This is a genomic window from Bowmanella denitrificans (genome assembly GCF_002887595.1).
Classification (GTDB): Bacteria; Pseudomonadota; Gammaproteobacteria; order Enterobacterales; family Alteromonadaceae; genus Bowmanella; species Bowmanella denitrificans.
This window is the reverse complement of sequence record NZ_PEBU01000023.1, coordinates 1-23,227: the sequence shown is the minus strand read 5'-3', so window position 1 is coordinate 23,227 and position 23,227 is coordinate 1. Positions and strand designations below refer to the sequence as shown.

Genomic DNA, 23,227 nt, shown 5'->3' with positions numbered 1-23,227 from the left:
CACAGCATGATCAGCTCGTCAATTGGTCTGACAAATCAAGTCGAGGTTGCTCAAATAATGTTCGTGATCTCACCCTGGTACAACCCCTTTTTTAACACCATATTGCTCATCTCAACTGCCTTGCTTAAACATATTTAGAAACTTCCTTAAATAACCTGCCGCTTCCTGAAACTTTCTAAACATATCAATATAGGCCTGGCGGTGCTCTTTATTGACTCTGGCTTCCACTTCATGCAGCAGCCGTTCCCAGCAATCCCAGTCAAACACATCGGGTCCGCTTTTTTCCCAGCGTTTATAGGTAGACAGCGATACACCAAAAATAGTGGCTTGTTCTTCCTGAGTTCGATTGGTGGCAGCACGCAACACCAGCAACTGATTGCGAAGCTGACTTTTTACGGTTTCGTTTACGCTGAGCTGCTGAGATTGTAAAGATGGGCGGTCGGTTTTATACATTTTCGTTCATCCCTGTACATAAAGTACCAAAAGTGGCCCTTTGGTCCCTGAAGAAAGCGCGTATCCTTCGCCAATATAGAATAAAAATCAACCAGGGATCAAGGTGAAACCAACATCAAATCCGCCCACTCGCGCTTCCGATATGCCACTTTGGCCAGCTGTATTACACGACTCAGGGTATGTTTTTAATTGCACCGCCGTTAATACACAGATTACCGTAGAGCCCGTGGAGGATTACCTGGAGATTGCCGTCACCGTTTGGAAGGGCAGCGTGCCGCCCTCGTATGTTAATGCAGAAGAACGCAAACGCAGTCTTTACGAGTTATTGGAATTACATTGCGAATATTGGCTTTCCGCGTCTTCATTATCTGGTGTAGTGAAGTATGCCAAGCATCAGGCGATGCAGTTAGCCTACAAGTCGGCCAAGCAATTCACCCAACACTTTAGAATTCCTCAAATGACAGGCAAGTTTCAGTCTGCCATGCCAGGGTTAAGATTGATGTCGGTGAAACGCGTGTTGGTGGTCAGCAATAACTTTATCGATATGATGGCATTGAATTCAGTTGCCGTGGATTTAGCCATTGAGACCTACTTTATCAGTTGCGACGATGCGGCTGCGGTGCTGCGGCTGCACCACTTCGACATTATTGTGCTCGACTGCTGCCTGAACAGTTCAGTGAACTATGTTCCGGCTTTACTTTCAATGAACCGGCATCAATCCGCGCTACTGTTGGCAATTCAGCCCAAAGTTCACGCATCAAAATGTATTGCATCCAGGGTGGATGGCATGCTGTCGTACCCCCTGAAGCTGGATGAAGTTATCGAACACTTTGACAACGCCAGGTATTCCAGGTGGGTGCTGCAAACAACCGTCTCTCATTTCAGTTCAGCTAAATAGTTGCCTGGTGATTCAGCCTCCTGGCGTTAATATGCTGCTGTGATAAGGCATATAATGACAGTCGGTGTAACCTGCCGTGCCATATGCACTATTGCACAATTCACCTCTGCAACTTAATGCTTAAACGAGAAGGTAGAACAACAAAAGTGCTGCATAAGAATTATCTTGGATTCGACTTTGTCAAAGCCGGTCATTTTGAGTTGGGCGAGAAAAGTCATACTCACAAAAACGGTGAATGGCAGAAACCAACAGTATTCAAGCCGACAAACCGGAATTTTCTCAAGGCCGGCACATCTGCATATCTGGTCATACTTGGTTCAAACTACCAGCAGCAGAATATTCTTTATGTCGGAGAGTATACTGGCTCACTGCATAACCGGTGGTTTCAAAGGCATAGCCAGGGAGAAGAGTTGGTCGTTTGGCACAGTGACAATCTAGCCGACAATATCAACAGGGTACTGATGTGCGAATTGCAGGGTGACAAGGCCGAAACCTCCGTTCCGCGTAAACCCATTTCCGACAAGGACAAGAAGATAATCAGTAAGATTCAAACAGAGATGCTGCATCAGTTGCAAGATGGTGAAGCACCTGAGATTTCGCTGTGGCTGACGCTTGACCCATATGTTGAAACAAGAACGGTGGGCAGACTCAATATCAGCCGCGCTATCGAGCAACACTTCCTTAGCAACACAAATTTACTCCTACCTCTCAATAGCAAAGGTCGCCAAACAACAAACGACGCCGAAGACGTTGCAGACATCACAAACCGGCAAAGCTGATCATCATTCCACAAGCACCGGCATACTGAAAATATTCGTCGCAGGCCAAGCTATTTTGCCGCAAGCGCAACGGTAGCGCGTTGTTTTTGCGGCAAAAAATCCATTTATCAAGTAGGTCGCAACACCATCAAAGTCACTGATGGGATTTAGTTACGCACAAAAAATAAATTATTTTTCACAAACTATTAACGCTGTGATATTTTATTCCTAACACTTGCTCTTAGCTTCGCTCACTGAGTCAGCGCGCCGGTAACTAACATGGCGCGATCAGTGGCTATAAAGCGCAAAGTAACAGGCAAGTGCGGAGCGACCGGAGAAGCTGTGACAGCTGTTGTAACAATGCTGCTCAGAGGTGCATTTAGCAGTTTTAAGCCAGCACAGTTTGCCGTAACCAGACACAAAAGACTGACCACAACAAATCGAAAGGGAAAGGTATGAAGGCTATTCCATTATCCAAAACCGCCATTGCCGTAAGTACAGCGCTGTTAATAGGCAGCAGTTTGTCCGTTGCTGCTCAGGAAGCGCAAAACACTGCTGCTGAAAACGAAAAAGAGGGCGTTGAAGTCATTCAAGTTACCGGCATTCGCTCCTCGCTTCGCGAGAACCTGAACAACAAGCGTTTTTCAAACTCTGTTGTTGATTCGGTTAATACCGAAGATATTGCCAAGAACCCTGATAAAAACATGGCAGAAGCCTTGCAGCGCATACCTGGCGTGCAGATTGAACGTGAGTTTGGTGAAGGCGCTAAGATTTCAATTCGCGGTACCTCCCCCGAACTCACCAACACCCTGGTTAATGGCCAAGCGGCCAAATCGGCCTCATACCGGCCCGGCCAGGATGAGAGCAATGCCTTTGATTTTTCTAACATTCCAGCAGAGCGAGTGGCAAAGATAGAAGTGCATAAATCGGCGCGCGCCGACTTAGATGCCGGCGGTATCGGCGGCACGGTTATTCTGCATACCAAAAAGCCATTAGAGCAGGAAGATGGTTACGGCTATTTGAACATTGAGGGGGAATACAATGACTCCTCGGAAAAATCTTCACCACAGATTTCCACCGCTTACAACTTCGTGTCTGATGACCAAAAATTTGGCGCATCCATTGCGGTCAGCCTGCAACAGCGTAATGCCTTTCGCTCGGGATTTGAGTCCGACGGTATTGGTTCCGGTACCGGCTTCCAGCAAACCAACCCCATCGCCTGTCCTACCGAAGACTGCGCCAGTAGCGATATTAAGTTAAGACATATGAATGGGCATAACCTGATTATTACCAGACATATGGCGTTAAACGGCTATACCTATGGCGATCTCGAGGCCGTGGCAGGCAATGGTGCTTATTCGCTGACCAACGACCCAAACAGTTCAGGGGTATGGAATAACCACACCAATAACTGGGGGCAGCTTGACGAGGTGATGGACCCTACTTATATCGATCCTACCTGGGGTTTGTTCTTGGGCGATCGAAGAAACGGGGGGCTGGGGCAAACGGCACCAAGAAATATAGGTAACATGCTTTATTCTCCGGCATTTTCTACCGATGAAAGCCGCTTAGATACCACTGTGAATTTGCAATGGGCACCGTCTGACTCACTTAGCTTCAATCTTGAACTGAACCGCAACAGCTCGGATCGCGACAACAAGAGCGACAACCTGTATGCGCAAACCTTCCGCATGAGCCAATTGTTATACAGCAATGGTGTGGCGGGTGTCGATCCGCGTTTGGTGATGGATCCGGTCAGCGACATTGTGTTGTCAGCCACCTACCCCGTAGATGGTGTTAACCTGGTGCGTGGTGCCGGTATGGTGTGGGATGGCAACAACTATTATGACGGCGACACCCGCTGGGGTGAAATGGTGCGCAGAGATTCCAACGATCGCAGCGGCACAGAAACCGAGCAAGACCGTATCCACCTGACCATGGATTATGCCAAAGACGCCTTTATCGTCAAACTTCAGGCAGGACGGACAACGGCGGACAGTACCGTAATGGATCGCATGACTACCCTTGCCACCCGCTATGGCGATTACGAGACGCCCTACTCCGGTGACAAAGCCGCCCTGAAGATCCCCACCTATGAAGGGGTGAACCTGGGGTATGGCTACAACCCAGACACAGGTAAAGTTTACTGGGGCCTGCATGCTGATCCGTCGTTAAGTGGTGAAGCATTGGCGGCGGCACAACAACGCGCCGAAAACTTCTTGCTGGCACCGACTAACGAGTTTTACCTGCTGACGGGCGGTTTACGCAATACGGCGCGTTATCGTGAAAACACCGAAGACTTTTTCCAGGGCGATGTTACCTGGGAATTGGAAAACGATTTTTATATCGACAGCGTAAAATTCGGTGCCAAGTACCGCAATATCCAGCGTACCGAAAACTACTACACCGAAAATGCCACATTCCATGGCTATGCCAATGAAACCAGTAAATTCCCGTTAATCCTCGCCGAGGAGCTGGTAGGTGGCACGGTGTCTGGCCTGGACACCGCAGGTCATGATGTACCGGACGAATACTTTGATATTGACCAGGGTAAGCGTAATGCCCTGCTCAATGATCATTTCCTGCTGCTGCATTCTGAGTTAGCTCCAAACAGAGGCGCCTGTGAAGACGCCATCGCTGCATCGGGTTCTAACAACTACTATGGTTGTCGTTCTGGTATGACAGAATCTGCCGGCGACTATTACGATGTTACCGAAGAACTGTTGGCTTACTATGCCATGGTCAACTTCAGCGGTGAAAAATTCCGTGGCAATCTGGGCGTGCGGGTAGTGGATACCGAGCGAGAGTCCATTGGCAAAGAAGTGGCCAAAGACGAAAATGGTCAGTTGTTGTCTTATCCGACCGATCCCAGCGATCCAGATTACATCGCCGAGCTGGCTGGTTTTAACCAGTATGTGCCATTGGTACAAACCAGCAGCACCAAAGACTATCTGCCCAGTTTCAACGTCTCGTATAATTTAACCGATGACCTGATTTTACGCGCAGCGGCGTCCAAGAATATTTCCCACCCCAGCCTGGAACAACTAAGAAGTAATTTCTATTTGGTAACGGAACGCTACCGACTTTACACCGACGGCCGCCAGCAAGATATGACACCAGAAGGCAATGCCGAACGTCTTGCCATGGATGCACAGCGCCGGGGTTCGGTAGGTAACCCCAACCTGGGCTCTTACACCTCAGTAAATAGCGAAGTCGGCCTGGAATGGTACTTTGCCGAGTCTTCAATTTTTGCTGTTACCGCCTTCCAGAAAGATATTAAAGATATGGTTCGCTCCACTTCCAAGGTTCAGAATCTGGACTATCTGGGTGAAGAAGGCAGAACGGATAACAACGGCTACCCGATATTTGGTGACTATGTGGTCAACTCCTACTTCAATACCGGCGAGCAAAAAGTAAAAGGGGTTGAGGTGCAGTTGCAGCATGACCTGGGTAACGGTTTTGGTGGCCTGATTAACTATACCTATACCGATGTACCAGACCAGGCGTTCTCTACCTCTGAGTTTGCCTATGAAATCGCCGATATGACGGATATTGAAACCCATCAAAGCGACCCGTCACAACGCGAATATTTTGAAGTAACCGGCTTTAGCGCTAAAACTACCACCCAGACAGAGCCTATGTTTGGCCAGTCGAAAGACACCATAAATGCATCAATATATTATGAAGACGATGATTTCTCGGCCCGTCTTTCCTACAACTACCGCAGCGAGTTTGCAAACAGGAGCTTTAACGAAGGTATCCGCTACACCGATGCCCGCTCGCAGTTAGACTTTAAAGCCACTTATAAAATCATGGATAACCTGATAGCCAGCTTTGCGGCAATCAACTTAACCAATGAAAATGTCGTGCACTATCTGGATACTACGCAGATTGTAAATGAGCCGGTTATCAATAAGATGAAGTGGATTGACGAAGTGGATGACAATGGCGCTGCCACCGGCAATCGCGTGATTGCCACCGATGACGACGGCAACCAAATTATTGAATCGTCCATTACCGGTGATGCCGCTTTTGAGATGCTGTCTGAAGCTAGCGGTATTCCGGTGGCAGACCTGAAACCCTATTACGAAAACCACTTAAGCAAAATTGTGGTAAACGAATGGACCAACGGCCGCCGTTTCTACCTGGGCCTTAACTGGACTTTCTAGTCTGACCGTTAACAAGCTAATGTGCTAACAGCATTAGCTTGTTTAACACCTCAGCGCACATTCAATGGCCAGGGCTGTTTAGTGTGCGTTTTTACTTCGTCAGAAAATAAATATGCAATCGCCGAACCTAGCGGGCATTTGTAGAACTTCATTCTTCACTCACAATTCCTCCTTCGCGTCTAACGAAGGAGGAAGTAACTTGCTAACACATCACGTCCATGTGGCAACTACCTGTAATTTTCTAGTGCAGGCAACCAATTAAACCTGGCGACGAAGAGTGCATTTCATAAGGCATAACTCTAGCGTCTGATCCGTCAAAATAATACATGTCTAACTTAGGTGAATTGGCTTTAAACTCTCCGTCTGCCTGGCCCCAGAAGAATTCGAAATCAGGTTTGCCGTTTATCACGTCTCGCACATAGTTATGGTTCTGTCCTGGATATTGACATGCTGTTAATTCACTCCAGCCCCAGGATGAATTCTTGAAGGTGCCAATGTATACAGTTCCACCGGCAAACTGCTGTTTATTAGTTCCAGGCTTATATACGGGAAATACAATTCTTTTTCCGCCGTCTGCCACAAACCCTGTTGAGTAATTATGATTTATATCAGTGCGAACGGTATTGAAAAACCAGCCAGAGTCTGATTTAGTCGCCAACACGAGTTCTCTGCGAGCCGATGTATTGGTGGGGTCAGCAGATTTGGACGCAACATAAAGCACATTTATCGTTCCATCAATGTTGATCTTGATGTCTTTTAAGTAGATGTACCAGTTTTTCGGATCATTTTCGGCGAAAAAGTACCTCATGATCCTTGTATCATCGGAATCGGTGACTAACGGAAATTTGCTGTCAAGGGACATCCCATTCGAATTCATCCAGGTTTTTCCGCCGTCATTGGACTCCATAAAATACAGATTGGAGCGCGAATCGACGTGTGCAGGATTACTATTACCCAGACCGTGACTATTATAGGCCACGACCAACCGCTTACCTTTGGCATGACTTACCGCATAATGCCCGCCAGAAACCAGCTTTGTTGATTTTTGTCCAGGCAGCTTAATGTATAGCTCCCGGCCATTAGTATATTGGTTATGGATCAGTACTTTTTGCAACTTCTCTTCGTACTCGACTAACCAAGGCTGTGGATAGCTCATCATGCGTTCACGAGTGTCCATTAGCTCTTTAAATTCATCATCGGTAACATTTACAAATTTTGAATGGTCATGCGGACTTTCGCTCTTATAGACTTCCATTTCCCGCATACGACTGCGGCCACTGACGTACACCCAGAGATACCCTGACTGATCAATCAGCAGAGCGGCGTTGTCATGCGGATCATCGACAATAGAGCCAATTCGACCGTCAGCGTTCATGCCTTTTACGGTAACAACCTTTGGAACACACAGTTCATCTGTTACATGATCAAAACACCCAACAAATATACCGAGAGTCCTCTTAGTTGATTCACTTGTACTCTCTTCACCTATCCCGCTACCGTAGGTAAAGAAGGTTTTGTTCTTTGAGGCATCGTAAATTGCCAACGGTCTGTGCTTGGCCGTATAGGTTGCAAAGTTGCCGGAATACTTTATAGCTTGTTGGCTGGCACTGAAATATTGTTTGTAGTGAATCCCGTTATAGCCACTATTGTCGAACTGCTTGCAGACGGCGGGGCTGTACACACTATAGCCTGACAAATTTTTCGCTCTAACCTTGTAACAATGCTCTCCGCTATTGGTAATCATATTGGTATATACGTTGGCACTGCTGTTTTGAATAATGCCACGCTTTTCTTCTGTCAGTTCATAACTGTCGACTGTCCCGTTGGCACTCATCCTCACCTGGAATTGCCGTCCAGTTTCAAACACATGATTGTCTTTTTGATCGTTGCCCGCAATATCCAGAATTTGCACCTTGGGGTTGGTGGGTAACGAAACCGGTGCAGTAACAACAGTTCGCTCAGCAGTGTACCAATGATAGTTTCCGATATTGTCAATACAGCTCCACCTTGTAGTCGCCGTTCCTGGATTTGTATATGCCCAAGGGCCTGATGAGCCTGACGTACCGCGATTACTGCCGGTTCCGTCCTTATAACAAGCCGCTACATTCTCAATGTTCCAATAGAAGGTTGTTGGCTCTCCCACATTCACAGAACTTGGACTCCAAGCGAAGGTCCTCTTAATCGGGTGTTTGACAACCTTTCGAGTAGCTTCATAATATCCACTACCCGGCATACGATTGCCGTTTACATCCTTACAGTACCACTGTGTGGTATAGATACTTTCGTTGTACCTGTACGGGCCTGATGTGCCGAAGGGAGCACGTGGGGAAGTGGAGCCTTTTTGATAGCAATTTTTCGCACCCGGCACATTCCAGTGAAATGTGGTTGGCTCCTGTTCATACATTTCGGCAGGCCGCCATTCAAACGTGAATGCTTGTGATTGCATAGAAAACAGCGAGCATAATAGTCCAATACCCATAGTCATCGTTGGCTTATTCAAAACTTTCATATCCTATTCCTGTTTTGTTTTCAGTGATGCACCTAATTGATTGATGCATTGATTGAACGATGTTGTGGAATGAAACGAAAGAGACCCTTGCGTGCTGAGGTCGACAACGGCCGATACAGTGCTGGACACTCAAATACCTTGAAATGAGAGACAATTTTGATCGTCCTTGACCTGAACTTCAACAAAGAAAGCTTGTTTCGTTCTCCTTAACACCGCCGATTGTAACTATAACGCCAAAGGGATCGATTAAGGGAGCATAAAAGAACATGTTTCTTCATTTTGGTATTGGTTTCGAATAATCAATATGATCTGCCGAAATAGACGCATAACAGCATTATTGTCGATATTTGGGAGAGTATTTGAAGGTCATCAGGAACATCTCTACCAGCGCTTTAAGGTGTGCCATCACAAGCCTTTAGCCATGAAACCTGCCCCCCCACAAAATTATCAAGCGTTACTTCGATGAACTGCGCAAGGATTATTTAACCATTAAATACCCGAGTCGATTGATGAGATCACCTAAGTTGAGAGCCTAAGGCCAGAGCTGTCGGGTCCCCCTTTGATTTGACTGAAAAACCATCTTACCTGAAGGCGACTAGTCTGATACACTCAAAAAAAATATTGCGAATCATTACCAATTGCATCTTATGATTATAAAGAAAATTCTCCCCCCAATTTTACTCACCGGTGCCTTTAGCGCTGTGGCACAGGACCACGCTGCCGGGTTGGAAAGAATCGTTATTACCGCCGACCGGATAGAAAGCTTCGCCGCCGATTATGTGCAGGCCGGTGGTTTCAGAAACGCGCGATTGCTCGATTCTGCCCAAACCACCAATGTACTGACTAAAGAGTTACTGCAGGCCCAGCAGGCCAATACCCTGGCAGATGCCATTCGCAACAGCGCCGGTGTCACCGCCGCGCAGATAGACTCGGCCATATACACCAACCTCAGTATCCGCGGTATCCATTTGGATAACACCACCAATTACCGCCTCAATGGGGCACTGCCACTAACCAACTATGTACAGTTGCCAATGGACAACAAAAACAGGGTTGAGGTGCTAAAAGGTGCCTCCGGGCTGTTTTACGGATTTGGCTCGCCATCTGGCATGATTAATCTGGTTACAGAGCGGGCTCATCACAATGGGCTTGAGTTTGACACCTTTGCCAACCTGCATGGCACCCTGGGGGCGGCATTAGACTGGTCCAGGGTATTTAATGATGCAGGGTTACGGGTAAATTTGTCCCAGGCAGAGGAGGAAAATGGCCTGGAACGCAGTCAGGGCCAGCGCCAGTTTGCTTCGGTTGGCTACCATATTCACGCCAATGAACGACTGACCTTTGAATTTGACGGCGAATACATTCAACGGGATATGACCGAACCGGCCCAATATTATCTGCTGGCAGATGCCGACGGAAACACCGTCATTCCACCGCTGCAAAAAAGCAGTGTCAATCATGGCTCAGAATGGTTCACCGCCGAATCAGAAGCGACCAATCTGCTGGCTAAAGCCAGTTACGCCATCAGTGACAATCTCGACCTGAGCCTTAGCTTGGGGCAAGCTAAAACCCGCGCCACACGGCGCTACGCAGCATTTTATGGCTTTGATGTGGATAGCGGAGAAGGTGGCACATTAGCCTTGTCTACCTTCCCCAACTCTGAATACAAAAACCGCATCGCCGAACTACAACTGTCCGGCAGCACCCTTTTGGCGGGCATCACACACGAATGGGTGCTGGGTATGGCCAGACGGGAAAGCGATTCAATACTGGCCGACAGAGTCAGACAGGGGAACTGGTCTCAACACTTGTACCATCCGCTTAGCTTCCCAGAGCAGCCCAAGCCAGCCCGACAGATTAAAAACCAGATTGAAATCACCGATACCGGCTACTATGCGGGGCTACGTTCTGTATTTACCCCCTGGCTGCAAACCACTATTGGCTACCGGGTCGCCGACTACCGAAACCAAAATCTGCTGTCAGATTACCAGGATCGCCAGGGTGCCAAATCTGCCAGTATCGTAGTTTCACCCACCGAAGAGTGGCGCTTATACAGCAGTTATACAGAAGGGCTTGAAGAAGGGGGCATTGCCCAGGGCATTGCCAAAAATGCCGGTGAAGTGCTGCCGGCGGCGCTTAGTAAGCAATATGAAATAGGTAGCAAATACCAGAATGAAACCGGTCTGATGCTGAGCCTGGCGCTTTTTGATATTGAGCGGGCGTCGGCCTTTATTCACCCGCAAAGTCAGTACTTTGTTCAGGATGGTCGGGCCCGCTACCGCGGCGCAGAAATCAACGCATCCGGCGAGCTGACGCGGCGGTTATCTCTGTCCGCCAGCCTGACCTATATCGATTCAGAACAGCAGCGCACCAGCAGCGACACCCTGACCGGTAAACGCATTGAAAACACCCCGGATACAACCGCTTCGGTCTTCTTACGTTACCAATTTGAAGCCATTGAAGGGCTCAGCGTGACCAGTGGATTATTCCACACTTCAAAGCGGGCGGTAGACGCTATTAACAGCACCTTTGTTGGGGGGTACACCTTGTTCGATGCCGGTGTGGAATATCGTTTCTCACACTGGCCGGTCACCGTCAGCCTGTATGGGCAAAATCTGACCAACAAGAAACACTGGGCCGCCACCGGCTCGCGCTTACTGTCCCAAGGCCTACCAAGCCAAATTAAGCTAAAAGTAAGCAGTTACTTTTAAGAACGGAGCAAATCATCAGGGGCTATGCGGTCCAAAGACTTTGTCTTAGAGATCTAACTGCTCAGCCCCTTTATTGCATATGTTTTCAGTATTCAGAACGACGTTTTAGCTAACGTTCAAGATCCCAACTTCGTTATGCCCTGCTCTTCCAGTGCCAGACAGTCGGCAAAACGCCGCCCTCGTTCATCCCTGAATCTTTCTTCAGTGACAAGCACATGATGGATGCGATCCACTCGCAAATGTCTGAAATCTTGTGCGCTCTCACACCAGATGGTCAGCAGCCAGGCGGAATCAAACACCGTTAATCCCAGCGGACGCGCCAGTCTCTTAGACACCTTACCGGCAAGGCTGGTATAGCCTATTTCTACTACCCGGCGCTGACGAATAGCATCTCGTAATACCCCAAAAAACGCCTGGCAAGGCATTGCTGTGGGACCTGCTTCCAGCGCTGAATCCAGAAACTCCAGACGAGCTGCATCATCTACCGCTGAAGCAATTTTGGCGGCAGCGCGGCGCGCCGCTTCCGACATGCCTGCATCAGTGCGCACTGCAACCATACGAAGGCCCAACGCTAGTGCAGACAGCTCGTCTTGATCCAAACGCAATGACGGCATAAACAAACCAGGTTCGAGAATGTACCCAACACCACCTTCGCCGCGTATCGGCGCCCCTAATGCCTGCAAATCAGCGATATCCCGGTACAGCGTGCGAACTGACACCCCCATGTCTGCCGCCAGGGTGCGTGCAGACACCGCGGTCCGCCGCAGGCGTAATTCGTCAAGAAGCTGGAAAAGCCGGAACAACCGCATCACAACACTGCCATTTTCTGACACAGCAACGATGCAAACTCTGCATTCCGGCTAACTTCGGAGACAGCATGCATTTTCATAACGTACTGACAACGGCCTTCACATTCACATTGATGGCTAGTGTAACCCAAGCACAGGAGATTAAAATGACTGACCAAAAACAGCTGGTTCACGCCAGCATCGAACGCATGACCAACGCATTTGCTCAAGGTGACCTTGACACAATTCTATCCAGTTACACGGCTGACGCCGTTATTGCGGCAGATCCTGACCAGCCAGTGACAGGCAGTGCGGCACTGCGAGCCATGTTTAGCGAATACATAAAGACTGGGGTCGCCTTTACCTACGGTAATCATGAAGTGATTGTTAGTGGCAACACCGCATTGCATTTAATGAAATGGACAGCGCCTCAACCTGACGGCAGTAACGCCAGTGCCCTTTCGGTTGCCGTGCTGCATCGTCAGCAAGATGGCCAATGGAAAATGGTAATCGACCATCCTTTTGGCGACAGCGTTATGCAATCTCAATAATGTCCTTAGGGCTGGATTGGCTTCAAGTTCAGCCCCTCAAATGCCTTAGCCTTTAGCGCCAGTTGCGAAGCAAGGCAAACCAGCAACACCAAACGGGGTTGGCGCTGATACCTATCTTTCGTTAGCCAAACCAGGTCAGTTCTCGTCGCTACCACTTTACTTTCAGCAAAGCCAGAAAAACGGGGAGGACGTTTTATTATCCTGTCACCGTTAGCAAAACCGAATCTGACGGCAAATTCGCAGTCGCCGCAATCTTTAGACCAGCTCAGAGAAGTGCCTGTCAGCAATATTTCTGCTCAGAATTCTACGTTAAAACATTGCCTGGACTAACAGCCCTCCTATAGTTGTACTCTAACCTAATGATTCTCCTGTGTTTAAGCGAGGGTTCTGTTTAATTGCAAATCAGGGATGACAAGCACTGCAAGATTGAGCAACACAAATATGGAATTGTTGAAAAACTGAGGATTTCATGGAGTACAGAAAGCTCTATAGCATTACATTAATAACCCTGTTGATAGCGACGTTTATCGCAATATCTTTGCAGTTTTTTTTATTGGAAAGAACACTATTGCTCCACCCTGACAACGTCGAAAATGTACAGGCAATATCGGACCAAAGCCTTAACGGAAATTCGGTGGCAACACTGACAGAAGAAGACGGGAAGTGGCTGCTGACATGCCACATTGTCGCCTCTGATTACAACTGGCCTTTTTGCGAGATCTCAATCAATTTCTTCAATGAGCAAGAACAGCCGACCGGCCAGGGAATTGACTTTTCTTCTTTCACATCAGTTTATGTCAAAGCGCGCTATGTCCATCAGGGACACGACAGCTTACGCTTCCAGCTGCGCAATTTTAACCCTCTGTATGGGCAATTCGACGACCAGGGCACATGGAAATACGTAGGCATTGAGTTCTGGCCACAGCGCTCCCCACAAGCCAATGACATTCCGCTAAAAAGCTTACAAGTCGCATCCTGGTGGATAGCAGAGCAGAAACTCCCCATCAAGCACGCCGAGCCTGAGTTTACCAATGTGATGATGTTAGAGCTGTCAACCGGCAACAACATTCAACCTGGTCAGTATGTTATTGAACTGGAGCATATAAAGTTTACTGGCAAGTATTTCACCAATAATCAGGTGTTACTCTTCCTGATTTCTCTGTGGGCCTGTTCCGCCGTTGGCTTCCTGTTTTTTAATCTCAGTTGGTCTCGCAAACAACTTATTGAAACAAAAAGCAAAGCAGAAGAGCTGCGACAGCTAAACCAACTGCTGAATGTGAAGACTAAAGAATTAAAAAACCAGGCAGAGCGGGATCCTTTGACCGGGGCGCTGAACAGGGCCGGGATAAAAACAATATTTACCAAAGAACTTGAAGTGCTCTCCGTTATGTTTATTGATATCGATTACTTCAAATCGGTCAATGATCGTTATGGTCACACAGTGGGTGATGAAGTGCTCAAGGCGTTTGCTAAGTTAATCAGCAATAATTGTCGTTTTACTGACTTTCTGGCCCGCTGGGGAGGTGAGGAGTTTTTATTGGTCTGCCCCAATACCTCACTAAAAGATGCCTACGATCTGGCCCAGGCATTGCGCAATATTATCAGCCATCATCAATGGATACAGGATATTCAGTTAACCGCCAGCTTTGGGGTAGCTCAGCAAGGTGACGAAAGTCCCACTGCCTTTATCGAACGGGCAGATAAGGCGCTGTATGATGCGAAGGTGCGCGGCCGCAACCAGGTCGTAATATCAGAGTATTAGCCCACTAAGCCAGCAGTAAACTATACAAACCATCGTCGCCTGAAAATCGGCCCAAGCCGCAATATCAAAGGTAACACATTCGCCTTTAACATCAGGCAAATGAGCAATTTGATTGCTCAACTGCCGCTCCTGATTTATAGCCCCGCCAGGATTAACTTGCACTGGTCGAGCTAAAAGCAAAATAAACTCAACAATCTGTGCGAAGCCCCACAAACTCAACTTTACTTAATAACACCACGCACAGATACATATCATCCGACAAGGAAGGCAATATGGGCTGGACAATCACGATCAAAGACAGAGGCGGCGAGTTAAAGCATGATGATGACAGATGTATTGCCTTTGGCAGCCGTCATGGCAGAACTCAAATAAACAACAGAATTGATATGCGGCCAATGCCGCACGGTATGGACGATACCGCGCAGAAGTGCATTCCTTGTTTTATCGCCGCGGCAGACATTCTGCATGAAGAGCTGAGCAAGAGCAAAGTGGCAACGGTGCATTGTCATAACGGCAATAGCAGAACCTCATTTGCGCTGATTGTTTATCTGGTTCGCTACGGCGGTTTAAGCCTGGCAGAGGCAGGCAAACTGGTGGAAAAAGGTCAGACTACCAGAACCGACATCAGTTTCAGCCTAAGCAAGCAGGTTAACAACAATAGTTACTGGACCTGGCTGAATGAAGCTCAGTGGCAAAAAACCATAAGTGACACATCTAATAAGGGAACATACCGGGCATCGCATGCAGTATCAGGCCCGGATAAGCAGAATCACAAAATTCACCATGTTATCAGTGAAAACCGTTCGGCTTCACCTGTTGCCACTCACTCCCCTGCATCGCATGGCATTGGCCAGGCCGAATACCGGGATTTAATGGCAAATGCCGCAGTTTATCAGGGTTACCCATAGAGTGGATTTTTGTAAAAAAAAGACGAAAGCCTTACAGGCTCCTGCAAGGCTTTGTAATTGGAAATCTGGAATTGAATCCAAATTTCAGTATCAGCTTGGCCAATAGGCGGTTGTTTTTTAGGGTGCTTGACCGTTAGGAATGCTTACGGCGCGTGCCAAAAACAAACAGTGCCAAACTTAGCAAAGCCAGAGTGGATGGCTCTGGAACAGGTGTCACATTGTGGCCAATACCACCAACGTTTGCTAATTCTTCGCCACTGATATCAAAAGCGAAGAATGAACTACGTCCATCGAAGTTAGTCTGGTTTGCTGGTGACCAATTACCTGTTACCAAATCGCCAGACTGATAGTCACTGTTAAACTGTGTCAGCACGGCAAAGTATGTACCAATATCCAGAGAGATATTGATAAGGGCGTCCCACGAACGACCGGAACTTGCCGACACTACATTGGAATTATCATCGTCTGCCTTAAGCAGATTATTGGCACTGTCAAACACAAATAACTGAGGGTCAAAGCCGCCATCAGCAATACTCGTACCTGCGCCGTTAACACCGCCTGCATAGCTAAAGCTAACCAGGTTGACCATGGTATTGTCTGCCGTAACATCAAATTGGATGTAGTAGCGACTATCGTCATCGTTAAAATTGCCGGTAAAGGATGATGTGATTAGTGCGGCTTGCGCAGTACAACAAAATCCGAAAAAGCTTAAAAGCGTAATAAGTTTTTTCATTGTCTCTTCCCTAAAGGTTACATCTAAATCTGCGGTGAGGGTTGCAACGTGTTATGCAGGAGGTACTACATGAGTATGTTGCAAGTCGACTAAGCCAATTTCGCGCCAACATTAATACCTCATTGTTTTTTAAAGAATTTTCTTTTTACGCCGTTTGCTTTTCAAACTGCATGCAAAGAAAGCTGACGGTTTCTTGTAAAGAGAGTTAGGACAATCATTGTTGCGTTAATAAGGCACTATCAGGATTAACTCGAACCTCGCTCATATTGGGGGACAGGAGGCCGATATTGGCATCATAGCTCAGCGGAAAAGGCACATCGCTGAATAGCTGCGCCAATATGGTTTTATCGCTAAAGTAGGCCCGTATTCGTTAAAGGGAGGAAGGTGCAGATAAAGGTGTGTGCAAAAATACTGTCAAAAAATTCAGACAATCAATAGCGAATTTTTCTTTCAGGAAACTATGAATGAAAACACCTCTGTATTGAATTGCTTCCTCAAAGCATCCATGGATGACCTTTTGTTCGACATTTTCAGTAATCAGAACAATGTGTTAACGACGAGTTCAACTTCTCTAATGGGTTCAAGATCTCTGACGCTTTGGTCAAAATACTGGTGCGAACGGAATCGACACCACCCGATGAAAAAACGACGCGAAACAGATTGCCTGGCGGAGTTTATCTTTCTCACATCCCGATATTATTCAAATACCGGGAGGACTTCCGCTTTTTACTTGACACGGCTGTTTAAAGGAACCCTTGCTCATGCATGTCTTGGCACCACTATCATGCACCTGACGCCATGACAAGACAACAGCAAAAATTTCATTAGTATGTGTTTAAAAAGTGCTTTAAATTAGGCATTCTCTATTCTTTACCTTTAGAACATGGAACGTTTCTGCCATGAAAAACGCATTTATCGGCGCGATATGTATTATCGTCTCGTTATTTTCTTCGCAAAGCTTTGCAGTGCTTGTAGATACAAAGCATCGTAACGATGTCGTCTATTTCCTCTATTCTGCGCCAAATAAGATCGTCCGCTATGATCTAACTCAGCAAGCTTTTCTCGCCGATATCCCGCTAAATAAAGTGCCAACGGCATTCGATGTGGATGATAATTTTGTTTATGTCGGTTCTCATCGCGAAGTAAATGCTATTGAACTTGAAGGGTTGGCGACAAACTTCGTAAGAAACACCAGTAGTGAAGTTACGGGCATCGTCGCCTCTGTCCATCAGTTTCATTACAAAGATGGGGGCACCCTTGTTTCTGTCTCAAAAGCTGATTACAGCCAAACCAACGACTTTGGCTTATGGTATAGCGGTAGCAATTTTGTTTACTCTGAATCTGAAAATGCCTTGTACGCAAGAAACTCAGGAACCTCTCCGTTTGATATTCGTAAAATCACCCTAGATGAGCAAGGTTTGCCAATAAACAGTATTGATAGTCCTTATCATGGTGACTACCCGTCGGCATCGACTCTTTATGTAAACGGTAGCGAAAATAAGATTTACGATAATGCGGGCATTAGTTATTTTGCTCTTGATCTAACTTATGCTGGTAGTTTACCGGTTGATGTAACTAGCCTATCTTTTATCGGTGACAATGCCGTTGTATTAGATGGCGCTAAAGTACATTTATTCAGCGCAGCTAATATTGAGCAAGGGACCATTAACGTTGAACCCGACGGTTTTTTCGTCGCGGCAAATGAACAAACCATTTTCGTTTTTGTTGAAGTTGGTGATAGTGGAATAAACGTACATACCTACGATGTTTCCTCATTCGTATTACCAGAGCCAGGAGAGCCGGTTGATCCAACAGGCATCGATTTTGAACCAGAAGCATGGTCAGACAATGGTCAAGACACGATTTACTTGCTCGATAACGACTCTCTAAGTGTTTTCCGTCGCTCTATTGAAAATGATGAATACTTGACATCTTACGTACTTTCTTCTCCAGCTTCATGGATGACATACTCTGCGGCACACCAACGCCTGTATTTAGGATATAGCAGTGGCAAAATCACCTACTTTGACACTACGCAAAGTTCGCCAACTGAAACACATTTTACCACGTTAGCAACAGGTGTTTATGGTCTCGCACCTGCCGGAGATTACCTCTTTGCTGCAGATGGCTCAGGTGCCTGGAACACCCACTACACATTTAATGCTTTAGGTGAAACAGTAGATTCGGTCGACTGGCGAAATACATCACACGAATATTTATGGAACCCGCTTACTGGGCGAATGTACCACTTTAGAGATGGTACCTCACCTAACGATATTGAGTGGACCGAAATTGATAGCAATACCGGTAAATTTGGCGCTAACGGCGACTCACCCTATCATGGCGATACGTTAAATATTAGCTCGCCATTAGTTTTGAGCTTCGATCAACAACTTATCCTTAATGGCGCAGGCCAGCTTATTGATGTTTACTCACTCAACGTACTAAATGCGCTCTCAAGCAATATCGCCAGTGGAGCTTGGTTTGAAGAACAATTAGTCACGGTTAATAGAAGTAATGGCGCACTGCAATTTTGGGGTGCGAACTATAAACTGCTAAGCGAAAGCCTGTATAACGGCAAAAAAGCTGATCGCATCGTTGGTTTAGGCAATTTGCTGGTAGTTGTAACGAAACAGGTAAAAGGCTTTAGTTTTAGCCACGTTGACCTGTCAAACCTACCTGACACTGATAGTGATGGGTACCATGATTTAATTGATTTATGTCCTGCTATTGCCAACCCTGAACAAACTGACAGTGATGGCGACAGCATTGGCGATGCTTGTGATTTAGATAACGACAATGACGGTATTTCTGACAAGGCTGAAGAAGCTGGGGGCCTCAATCCTCTTGATGGCAGTGACGCCCTGTTAGACCTAGATGGTGACGGTTTTAGTAACCTGAACGAATACCTACATGGCGCTGAATTCGCAAATGCCGACTCAACACCTTCACAAATAAAAACCTTGCTAGAGACCTTTGATGAAGGATGGCCAAAAGGCTTTTACGTTTCGCAGGACTCTCTTCAACCGTGGACTGTAGAAGCGAATTCGCAAGATAACAAGGTTATAACATCAACTAACCCTGTAGTTTCTGGAGGCAAGAGTCAACTTAACTATCTCGCTAATTTCGCAACAGGCACCTTCAACTTCGACTTGAAAATTGCAGATTATTACAACTACAACACAAGCTTTCGTGTGTTTGTTGATGATGTAGAAGTCAGTACATCATACCAATCGTTAAACAATGAGTGGCGGCGCTACTCGTTTAATCTGTCAAGGGGAGAGCATAACGTAGCTTTTAGGGTGAGGACCGGATCTCGGCAAAGTCTTCATGAGATTAATCAATTCTCAATTGATAACGTTGCATTTGGTGTAGACAGTGACGGTGACGGTATAGTAGATGCAATGGACAATTGCCCTTCATCCTGGAATACAAGACAAGAAGACCGTGACAACGACGGTATCGGCGATGATTGTGATCCCTATCCAGATGTACCAGATGTTGATAGCGACGGCGACGGTGTTCCCGATAGTATCGATAACTGTCCTGTAATCGCTAATACAGACCAAACTAATCTTGATGGTGATGAACTAGGAAATGTATGTGACGACGATATCGACAACGACGGAATAGCTAACGACGTAGAAAATAGCTATAGCTTCCTTGACCCATACGATGACCGTGATGCTTTAACTGATTACGACAATGATGGCGCCAGCAATCTATACGAAATTAAGAACAATAAAAACCCTGCAGTTGCTGACGAATACGCACTTTTCAATATTTTTGACTACTACCCGTTAGGCGAATTTACGCAAGTGTATAACAGTGGTGGTAATAGCTATAGCGTTAGCATGACGAATGGCGAAACAGCAGATACTTTCATGGTTGAAAGCGACTTTTCCGCTCCAGTTCGTTTATCGGTAACCAACGATTGTATTATGCTTACCGCCATGCCTGCAGAGGGTAATAACTACCCGTCACTCGTAACAGAAAATTGGTGTGAGCTGCCAGCGAAAATTAGCGAAGGACAAACAATAGTTCTAGAAAGTGTTGTTCACGAAACCGATCCTCAATATGGTTATGTTTATCAGTCATTGTATGTTGTCAGAAAACTTGAGGTGGCGAAGTTTGGCTCTACCCAATGGAATGGGCAAACGGTTCGTTATATCACGCTACAACAGACTACGAGCTTTTATGACAATGCTAGCGGTATAATACAAGGACAATCTGACGACAGTGTCACATTGCTTGAAGGGTTAGGTGAAGAATCAATTGAGGGTGTGAAGCTAACAAACTTTGACGCCATACAATTGGTGACTAAATGGAATACGCCTGCACGTCCAACACCTCCGGAACCAACACCATTGCCCGATAATGGAAGCAAGTCAGGTTCTTCAGGCGGTGGTTCTACAAGCTATCTATTGGTGCTGTTTTTAGCGGCTATTTGGTTAAAACGACACTTAAATGCCAACTCTCTAACACGGTTAATAATGTAGTTATCTAATAAAGCCAGATACAGAGTTAGGTGGTAGAACAGTATTATTCGACAATGGTAGACTGCTCTTAGCAGTACGAGCTAAGACCTGAGCTGACAGTGACCCGATTTTTCCGTGTCAGCGTCAGATTAGGTCGAGACTAGTTCAGCTTTAGGAGAGTAACTGTCAGATCAGGTCTGAGCTAGTACAAGTCAGCCGTGTCACCCATTAATCGTTAACCCAATGAGAGCAGGGTTACAACTCCGTCATTGTTCAAAGCCCGCCATTAAGCCATTTTTAACCTGCTCATAACGAATACTATCAACAACGATAGGATCAACAACGGGTGCTGGAATACGGCAGGATGATTTGCAGACACAGGTTTTTCCAAAAAAGGCATCTTCATCACTTGTGGCCACAGCTAGAGCTTCTTGCTGATTAGCGCAATATTCGCACGGCTTACGCCATATTGTTTTGCCAATTTTGGCCAGCCTGTCAGGCTGGATTGAACGCTTTGTATGATGTCTTCAGCCCTTGGCTTTTTGATATTGGCCTCTTTGGCGAGCTTAAGTAAATGCTCAACGCCAGGTGCTCTGCCTTCTCCCATCACCGTGGTGCTTTGTTCGCCGCCAGGACCAGACGAAAAGGTTAAGTCGTATGCAGGGGATAACGTCCACTGTCCATCTTCCGCCATCAAAAAACTAAAGTTTTTGGCATGGTCATCCCGGTTATGGGTCAGCACGTTGAATACCGCTAACCGGAACATTTTTTCGACCTCACGCACATCGCGGGTCAGCATGCCCGTCAAGGTTAAGAGGTCTTCGTAATCCAAAGCTGGCGTTCTAAAATCTGAGTGCAGTAATCCACATGCGGTATGCATATGAAAACGCTTAGTGCCAAAATCCAGGCCAACCTTAATTTCATTCACTGACGGTATTGTGTTCATTTGCGCGTCCCGCGCTTACGCGTTGGCGCGCGGGGCGTACTCAGCACTTCATCAATCGATGCAAACGCAGTTTGTTTGGATGCGCTGGCGGCAATGATGTCATCCAGCCCCCCGAGCACCATATAAAGTTTGAGAAATGAAGCCAGCGAGATAGCCCCTTCCTGTTCGAACTTACGCAACGTTCGAACAGGCACACCAGAACGATTCGCCAGCCCCTCCTGGGTGAGCGCCATTTGCAGACGCTTCGCCCTGGCATTCTCCGCAAGCTTCTTTTGGGCTTTTGATGGCGATATAAGTGACATCATTATGTCATTTAACCAGATTAATTCACAGCTACTAACATTATAGTGTCACTAAACAAGTGGATCATGCTTAAAATTCAGTAAATCTGCTATGGGCATATAAGTTGCAGCCAGACCAAATATCAGCTTATTTACAGCAAAAGCGAAGTAATAACTCAGTGCTGGCTGCAAGTTCAAGACTTCCAGTATTCAGAAGGAAGTTTTAGCTATGGGTTCAAGATCTCTGTTCTCTTGATCGGACTGTAATTAGTGACCTGCAAATACAGCCATTGTTGCTTTGCGCTTGCCTGTCAACCTAGGCTGTTCGCTGGACAAACCGCGATATACCGCTCAGGATAGGCCGTCGGCTGCCCCCTGACCGTCTAAGGTTGAATTTATCAGTCGATTGCCGTCAAGTGTGTGAGGAGATGAGCAATTATCAGATTTAGGCTGCTGTCTGCGATGGCTTGCTTAAATAGCTGACAATACTCTGGCAATAGCAAGCATAAGGACATCATTACAATGAAATTAATGACATATTTTGCTGGACTACTTTTTGGCGTTTTCGGCCTGCCACAAACGGCTGCGCAACAGATAGGGCTTGAAGCCCAGATCCAGGCCCTGGCTGAGTCGGGGCTGAAGCTTAATGATGGCGTGACAGTTGGGGATCTGCTCTACTCCTGGAGCCGAGAGGAATATGAGCAGTCACCTTATGATCTGATTTTTTCGATATATGGCTCTGAGGTCGAGCGGGCACCGTGGGGGCGAAATGTCTGTGATAAGGTGTGGAATTTCGATGTGGAATCAATAGAAGGTGACGGCGCTTACGTTGACATTGTACACAGATTGTCATTGCTGACGGGCGCTGTTAGTAGGATTTCCGATATAAAAGATAGCGTGAATTTTGGTTCTGGAGAGGCATGGGTCAGCTATAAAATTGATGGTAAGAGCAGGAAACACAATATTGTTATTGATAATGATTGGGCTGACGCCAAGGCAGTTGATGCTGTCATGCAGGATATGCTTGTTTCCGATCATTCCTTTTACGCTATTGATAACGGTCAGGCTTCCATCTGGTTTTTTCTAAATGAAAAAACGGCCAGCGAGCTGAATAAATTGTCTGGCGGCAAGCTAAAAAAGATCAGATGAAAATATTAAGCAGTAATGTGGTTCAGGGAATAACGAACCGGTACCCAACAACAAAGCAGGGCAAGAGCATGAATGCTCATTTTTCGAGCACTTCGCCCATACCGGCCACTAACACCCTCTCTAAATAGTCTGT

General features: G+C 46.7%; 16 protein-coding genes. 9 read left to right on the top strand and 7 right to left on the bottom strand.

All coding sequences use genetic code 11. The annotated features are described in order from the left end of the window. Window positions 1-111: 111 nt before the first annotated feature. Window positions 112-453, bottom strand: a complete 342-nt coding sequence (locus CSR04_RS24155; RefSeq protein ID WP_102798923.1) for an antitoxin Xre-like helix-turn-helix domain-containing protein — start codon at window positions 451-453, stop codon at window positions 112-114. 103 nt (window positions 454-556) lie between these two features. Between CSR04_RS24155 and CSR04_RS24150 the strand changes: the two genes are divergently transcribed. The 3 genes from CSR04_RS24150 to CSR04_RS24140 all read left to right on the top strand — a co-directional run bounded on the left by CSR04_RS24150 (window position 557) and on the right by CSR04_RS24140 (window position 6,278). Continuing rightward, window positions 557-1,351 carry a hypothetical protein gene (locus tag CSR04_RS24150; protein ID WP_102798922.1) on the top strand — a complete coding sequence of 265 codons (795 nt, stop codon included), beginning with the start codon at window positions 557-559 and terminating at the stop codon, window positions 1,349-1,351. Between the two features lie 116 nt (window positions 1,352-1,467). After that, on the top strand, window positions 1,468-2,130 hold the full coding sequence (locus tag CSR04_RS24145) for a hypothetical protein (RefSeq protein WP_102798921.1): 663 nt from the start codon (window positions 1,468-1,470) through the stop codon (window positions 2,128-2,130). Window positions 2,131-2,564: 434 nt separating this feature from the next. Continuing rightward, window positions 2,565-6,278 (top strand): TonB-dependent receptor, encoded by a 3,714-nt coding sequence (locus tag CSR04_RS24140; RefSeq protein WP_102798920.1) that lies wholly within the window; start codon window positions 2,565-2,567, stop codon window positions 6,276-6,278. 241 nt (window positions 6,279-6,519) lie between these two features. On the opposite strand, the gene CSR04_RS24135 is transcribed toward CSR04_RS24140, so the two are convergent. Beyond that, a complete protein-coding gene (locus CSR04_RS24135; protein ID WP_102798919.1) occupies window positions 6,520-8,787 on the bottom strand; it encodes a BNR-4 repeat-containing protein in 2,268 nt (755 codons plus the stop codon). A 647-nt stretch (window positions 8,788-9,434) separates the two neighbouring features. On the opposite strand from CSR04_RS24135, the gene CSR04_RS24130 reads away from it, so the two are divergent. Further along, entirely contained in the window at window positions 9,435-11,498 is a 2,064-nt protein-coding gene (locus tag CSR04_RS24130) for a TonB-dependent siderophore receptor (protein ID WP_102798918.1), read from the top strand. A 116-nt stretch (window positions 11,499-11,614) separates the two neighbouring features. Here the strand turns inward: CSR04_RS24130 and CSR04_RS24125 are convergent, their stop codons facing one another. Further along, window positions 11,615-12,307 (bottom strand): helix-turn-helix transcriptional regulator, encoded by a 693-nt coding sequence (locus tag CSR04_RS24125; RefSeq protein ID WP_172449483.1) that lies wholly within the window; start codon window positions 12,305-12,307, stop codon window positions 11,615-11,617. Between the two features lie 146 nt (window positions 12,308-12,453). Here CSR04_RS24125 and CSR04_RS24120 point away from each other — a divergent pair, with 146 nt between their 5' ends. The 3 genes from CSR04_RS24120 (at window position 12,454) to CSR04_RS24105 (ending at window position 15,507) form a co-directional block, all read left to right on the top strand. Continuing rightward, the gene (locus tag CSR04_RS24120) at window positions 12,454-12,837 is read left to right on the top strand and encodes a YybH family protein (RefSeq protein ID WP_172449482.1); all 384 of its coding nucleotides are present in this window, start codon (window positions 12,454-12,456) and stop codon (window positions 12,835-12,837) included. Window positions 12,838-13,471: 634 nt separating this feature from the next. Next, on the top strand, window positions 13,472-14,599 hold the full coding sequence (locus CSR04_RS24110) for a GGDEF domain-containing protein (RefSeq protein ID WP_172449481.1): 1,128 nt from the start codon (window positions 13,472-13,474) through the stop codon (window positions 14,597-14,599). A gap of 272 nt (window positions 14,600-14,871) precedes the next feature. Further along, window positions 14,872-15,507 (top strand): dual specificity protein phosphatase family protein, encoded by a 636-nt coding sequence (locus CSR04_RS24105; RefSeq protein ID WP_102798914.1) that lies wholly within the window; start codon window positions 14,872-14,874, stop codon window positions 15,505-15,507. Window positions 15,508-15,640: 133 nt separating this feature from the next. Here the strand turns inward: CSR04_RS24105 and CSR04_RS24100 are convergent, their stop codons facing one another. Next, the gene (locus CSR04_RS24100; protein WP_102798913.1) at window positions 15,641-16,240 is read right to left on the bottom strand and encodes a DVUA0089 family protein; all 600 of its coding nucleotides are present in this window, start codon (window positions 16,238-16,240) and stop codon (window positions 15,641-15,643) included. Between the two features lie 899 nt (window positions 16,241-17,139). Between CSR04_RS24100 and CSR04_RS24095 the strand changes: the two genes are divergently transcribed. Continuing rightward, on the top strand, window positions 17,140-20,739 hold the full coding sequence (locus CSR04_RS24095; protein WP_102798912.1) for a thrombospondin type 3 repeat-containing protein: 3,600 nt from the start codon (window positions 17,140-17,142) through the stop codon (window positions 20,737-20,739). 245 nt (window positions 20,740-20,984) lie between these two features. On the opposite strand, the gene CSR04_RS25065 is transcribed toward CSR04_RS24095, so the two are convergent. The 3 genes from CSR04_RS25065 to CSR04_RS24085 are packed head-to-tail and all read right to left on the bottom strand — an operon-like array spanning window position 20,985 to window position 21,969. Further along, entirely contained in the window at window positions 20,985-21,137 is a 153-nt protein-coding gene (locus CSR04_RS25065) for a hypothetical protein (RefSeq protein WP_172449480.1), read from the bottom strand. Between the two features lie 2 nt (window positions 21,138-21,139). Beyond that, window positions 21,140-21,664: a type II toxin-antitoxin system HipA family toxin gene (locus CSR04_RS24090; protein ID WP_245921883.1), complete on the bottom strand. Its 525-nt coding sequence runs from the start codon at window positions 21,662-21,664 to the stop codon at window positions 21,140-21,142. Further along, a complete protein-coding gene (locus tag CSR04_RS24085) occupies window positions 21,661-21,969 on the bottom strand; it encodes a helix-turn-helix domain-containing protein (RefSeq protein WP_172449479.1) in 309 nt (102 codons plus the stop codon). Before CSR04_RS24085 ends, CSR04_RS24090 begins: the two co-directional genes overlap by 4 nt. Before the next feature lie 498 nt (window positions 21,970-22,467). Here CSR04_RS24085 and CSR04_RS24080 point away from each other — a divergent pair, with 498 nt between their 5' ends. Continuing rightward, window positions 22,468-23,094 (top strand): hypothetical protein, encoded by a 627-nt coding sequence (locus CSR04_RS24080; protein WP_216362626.1) that lies wholly within the window; start codon window positions 22,468-22,470, stop codon window positions 23,092-23,094. The last annotated feature ends 133 nt before the right edge of the window (window positions 23,095-23,227 follow it).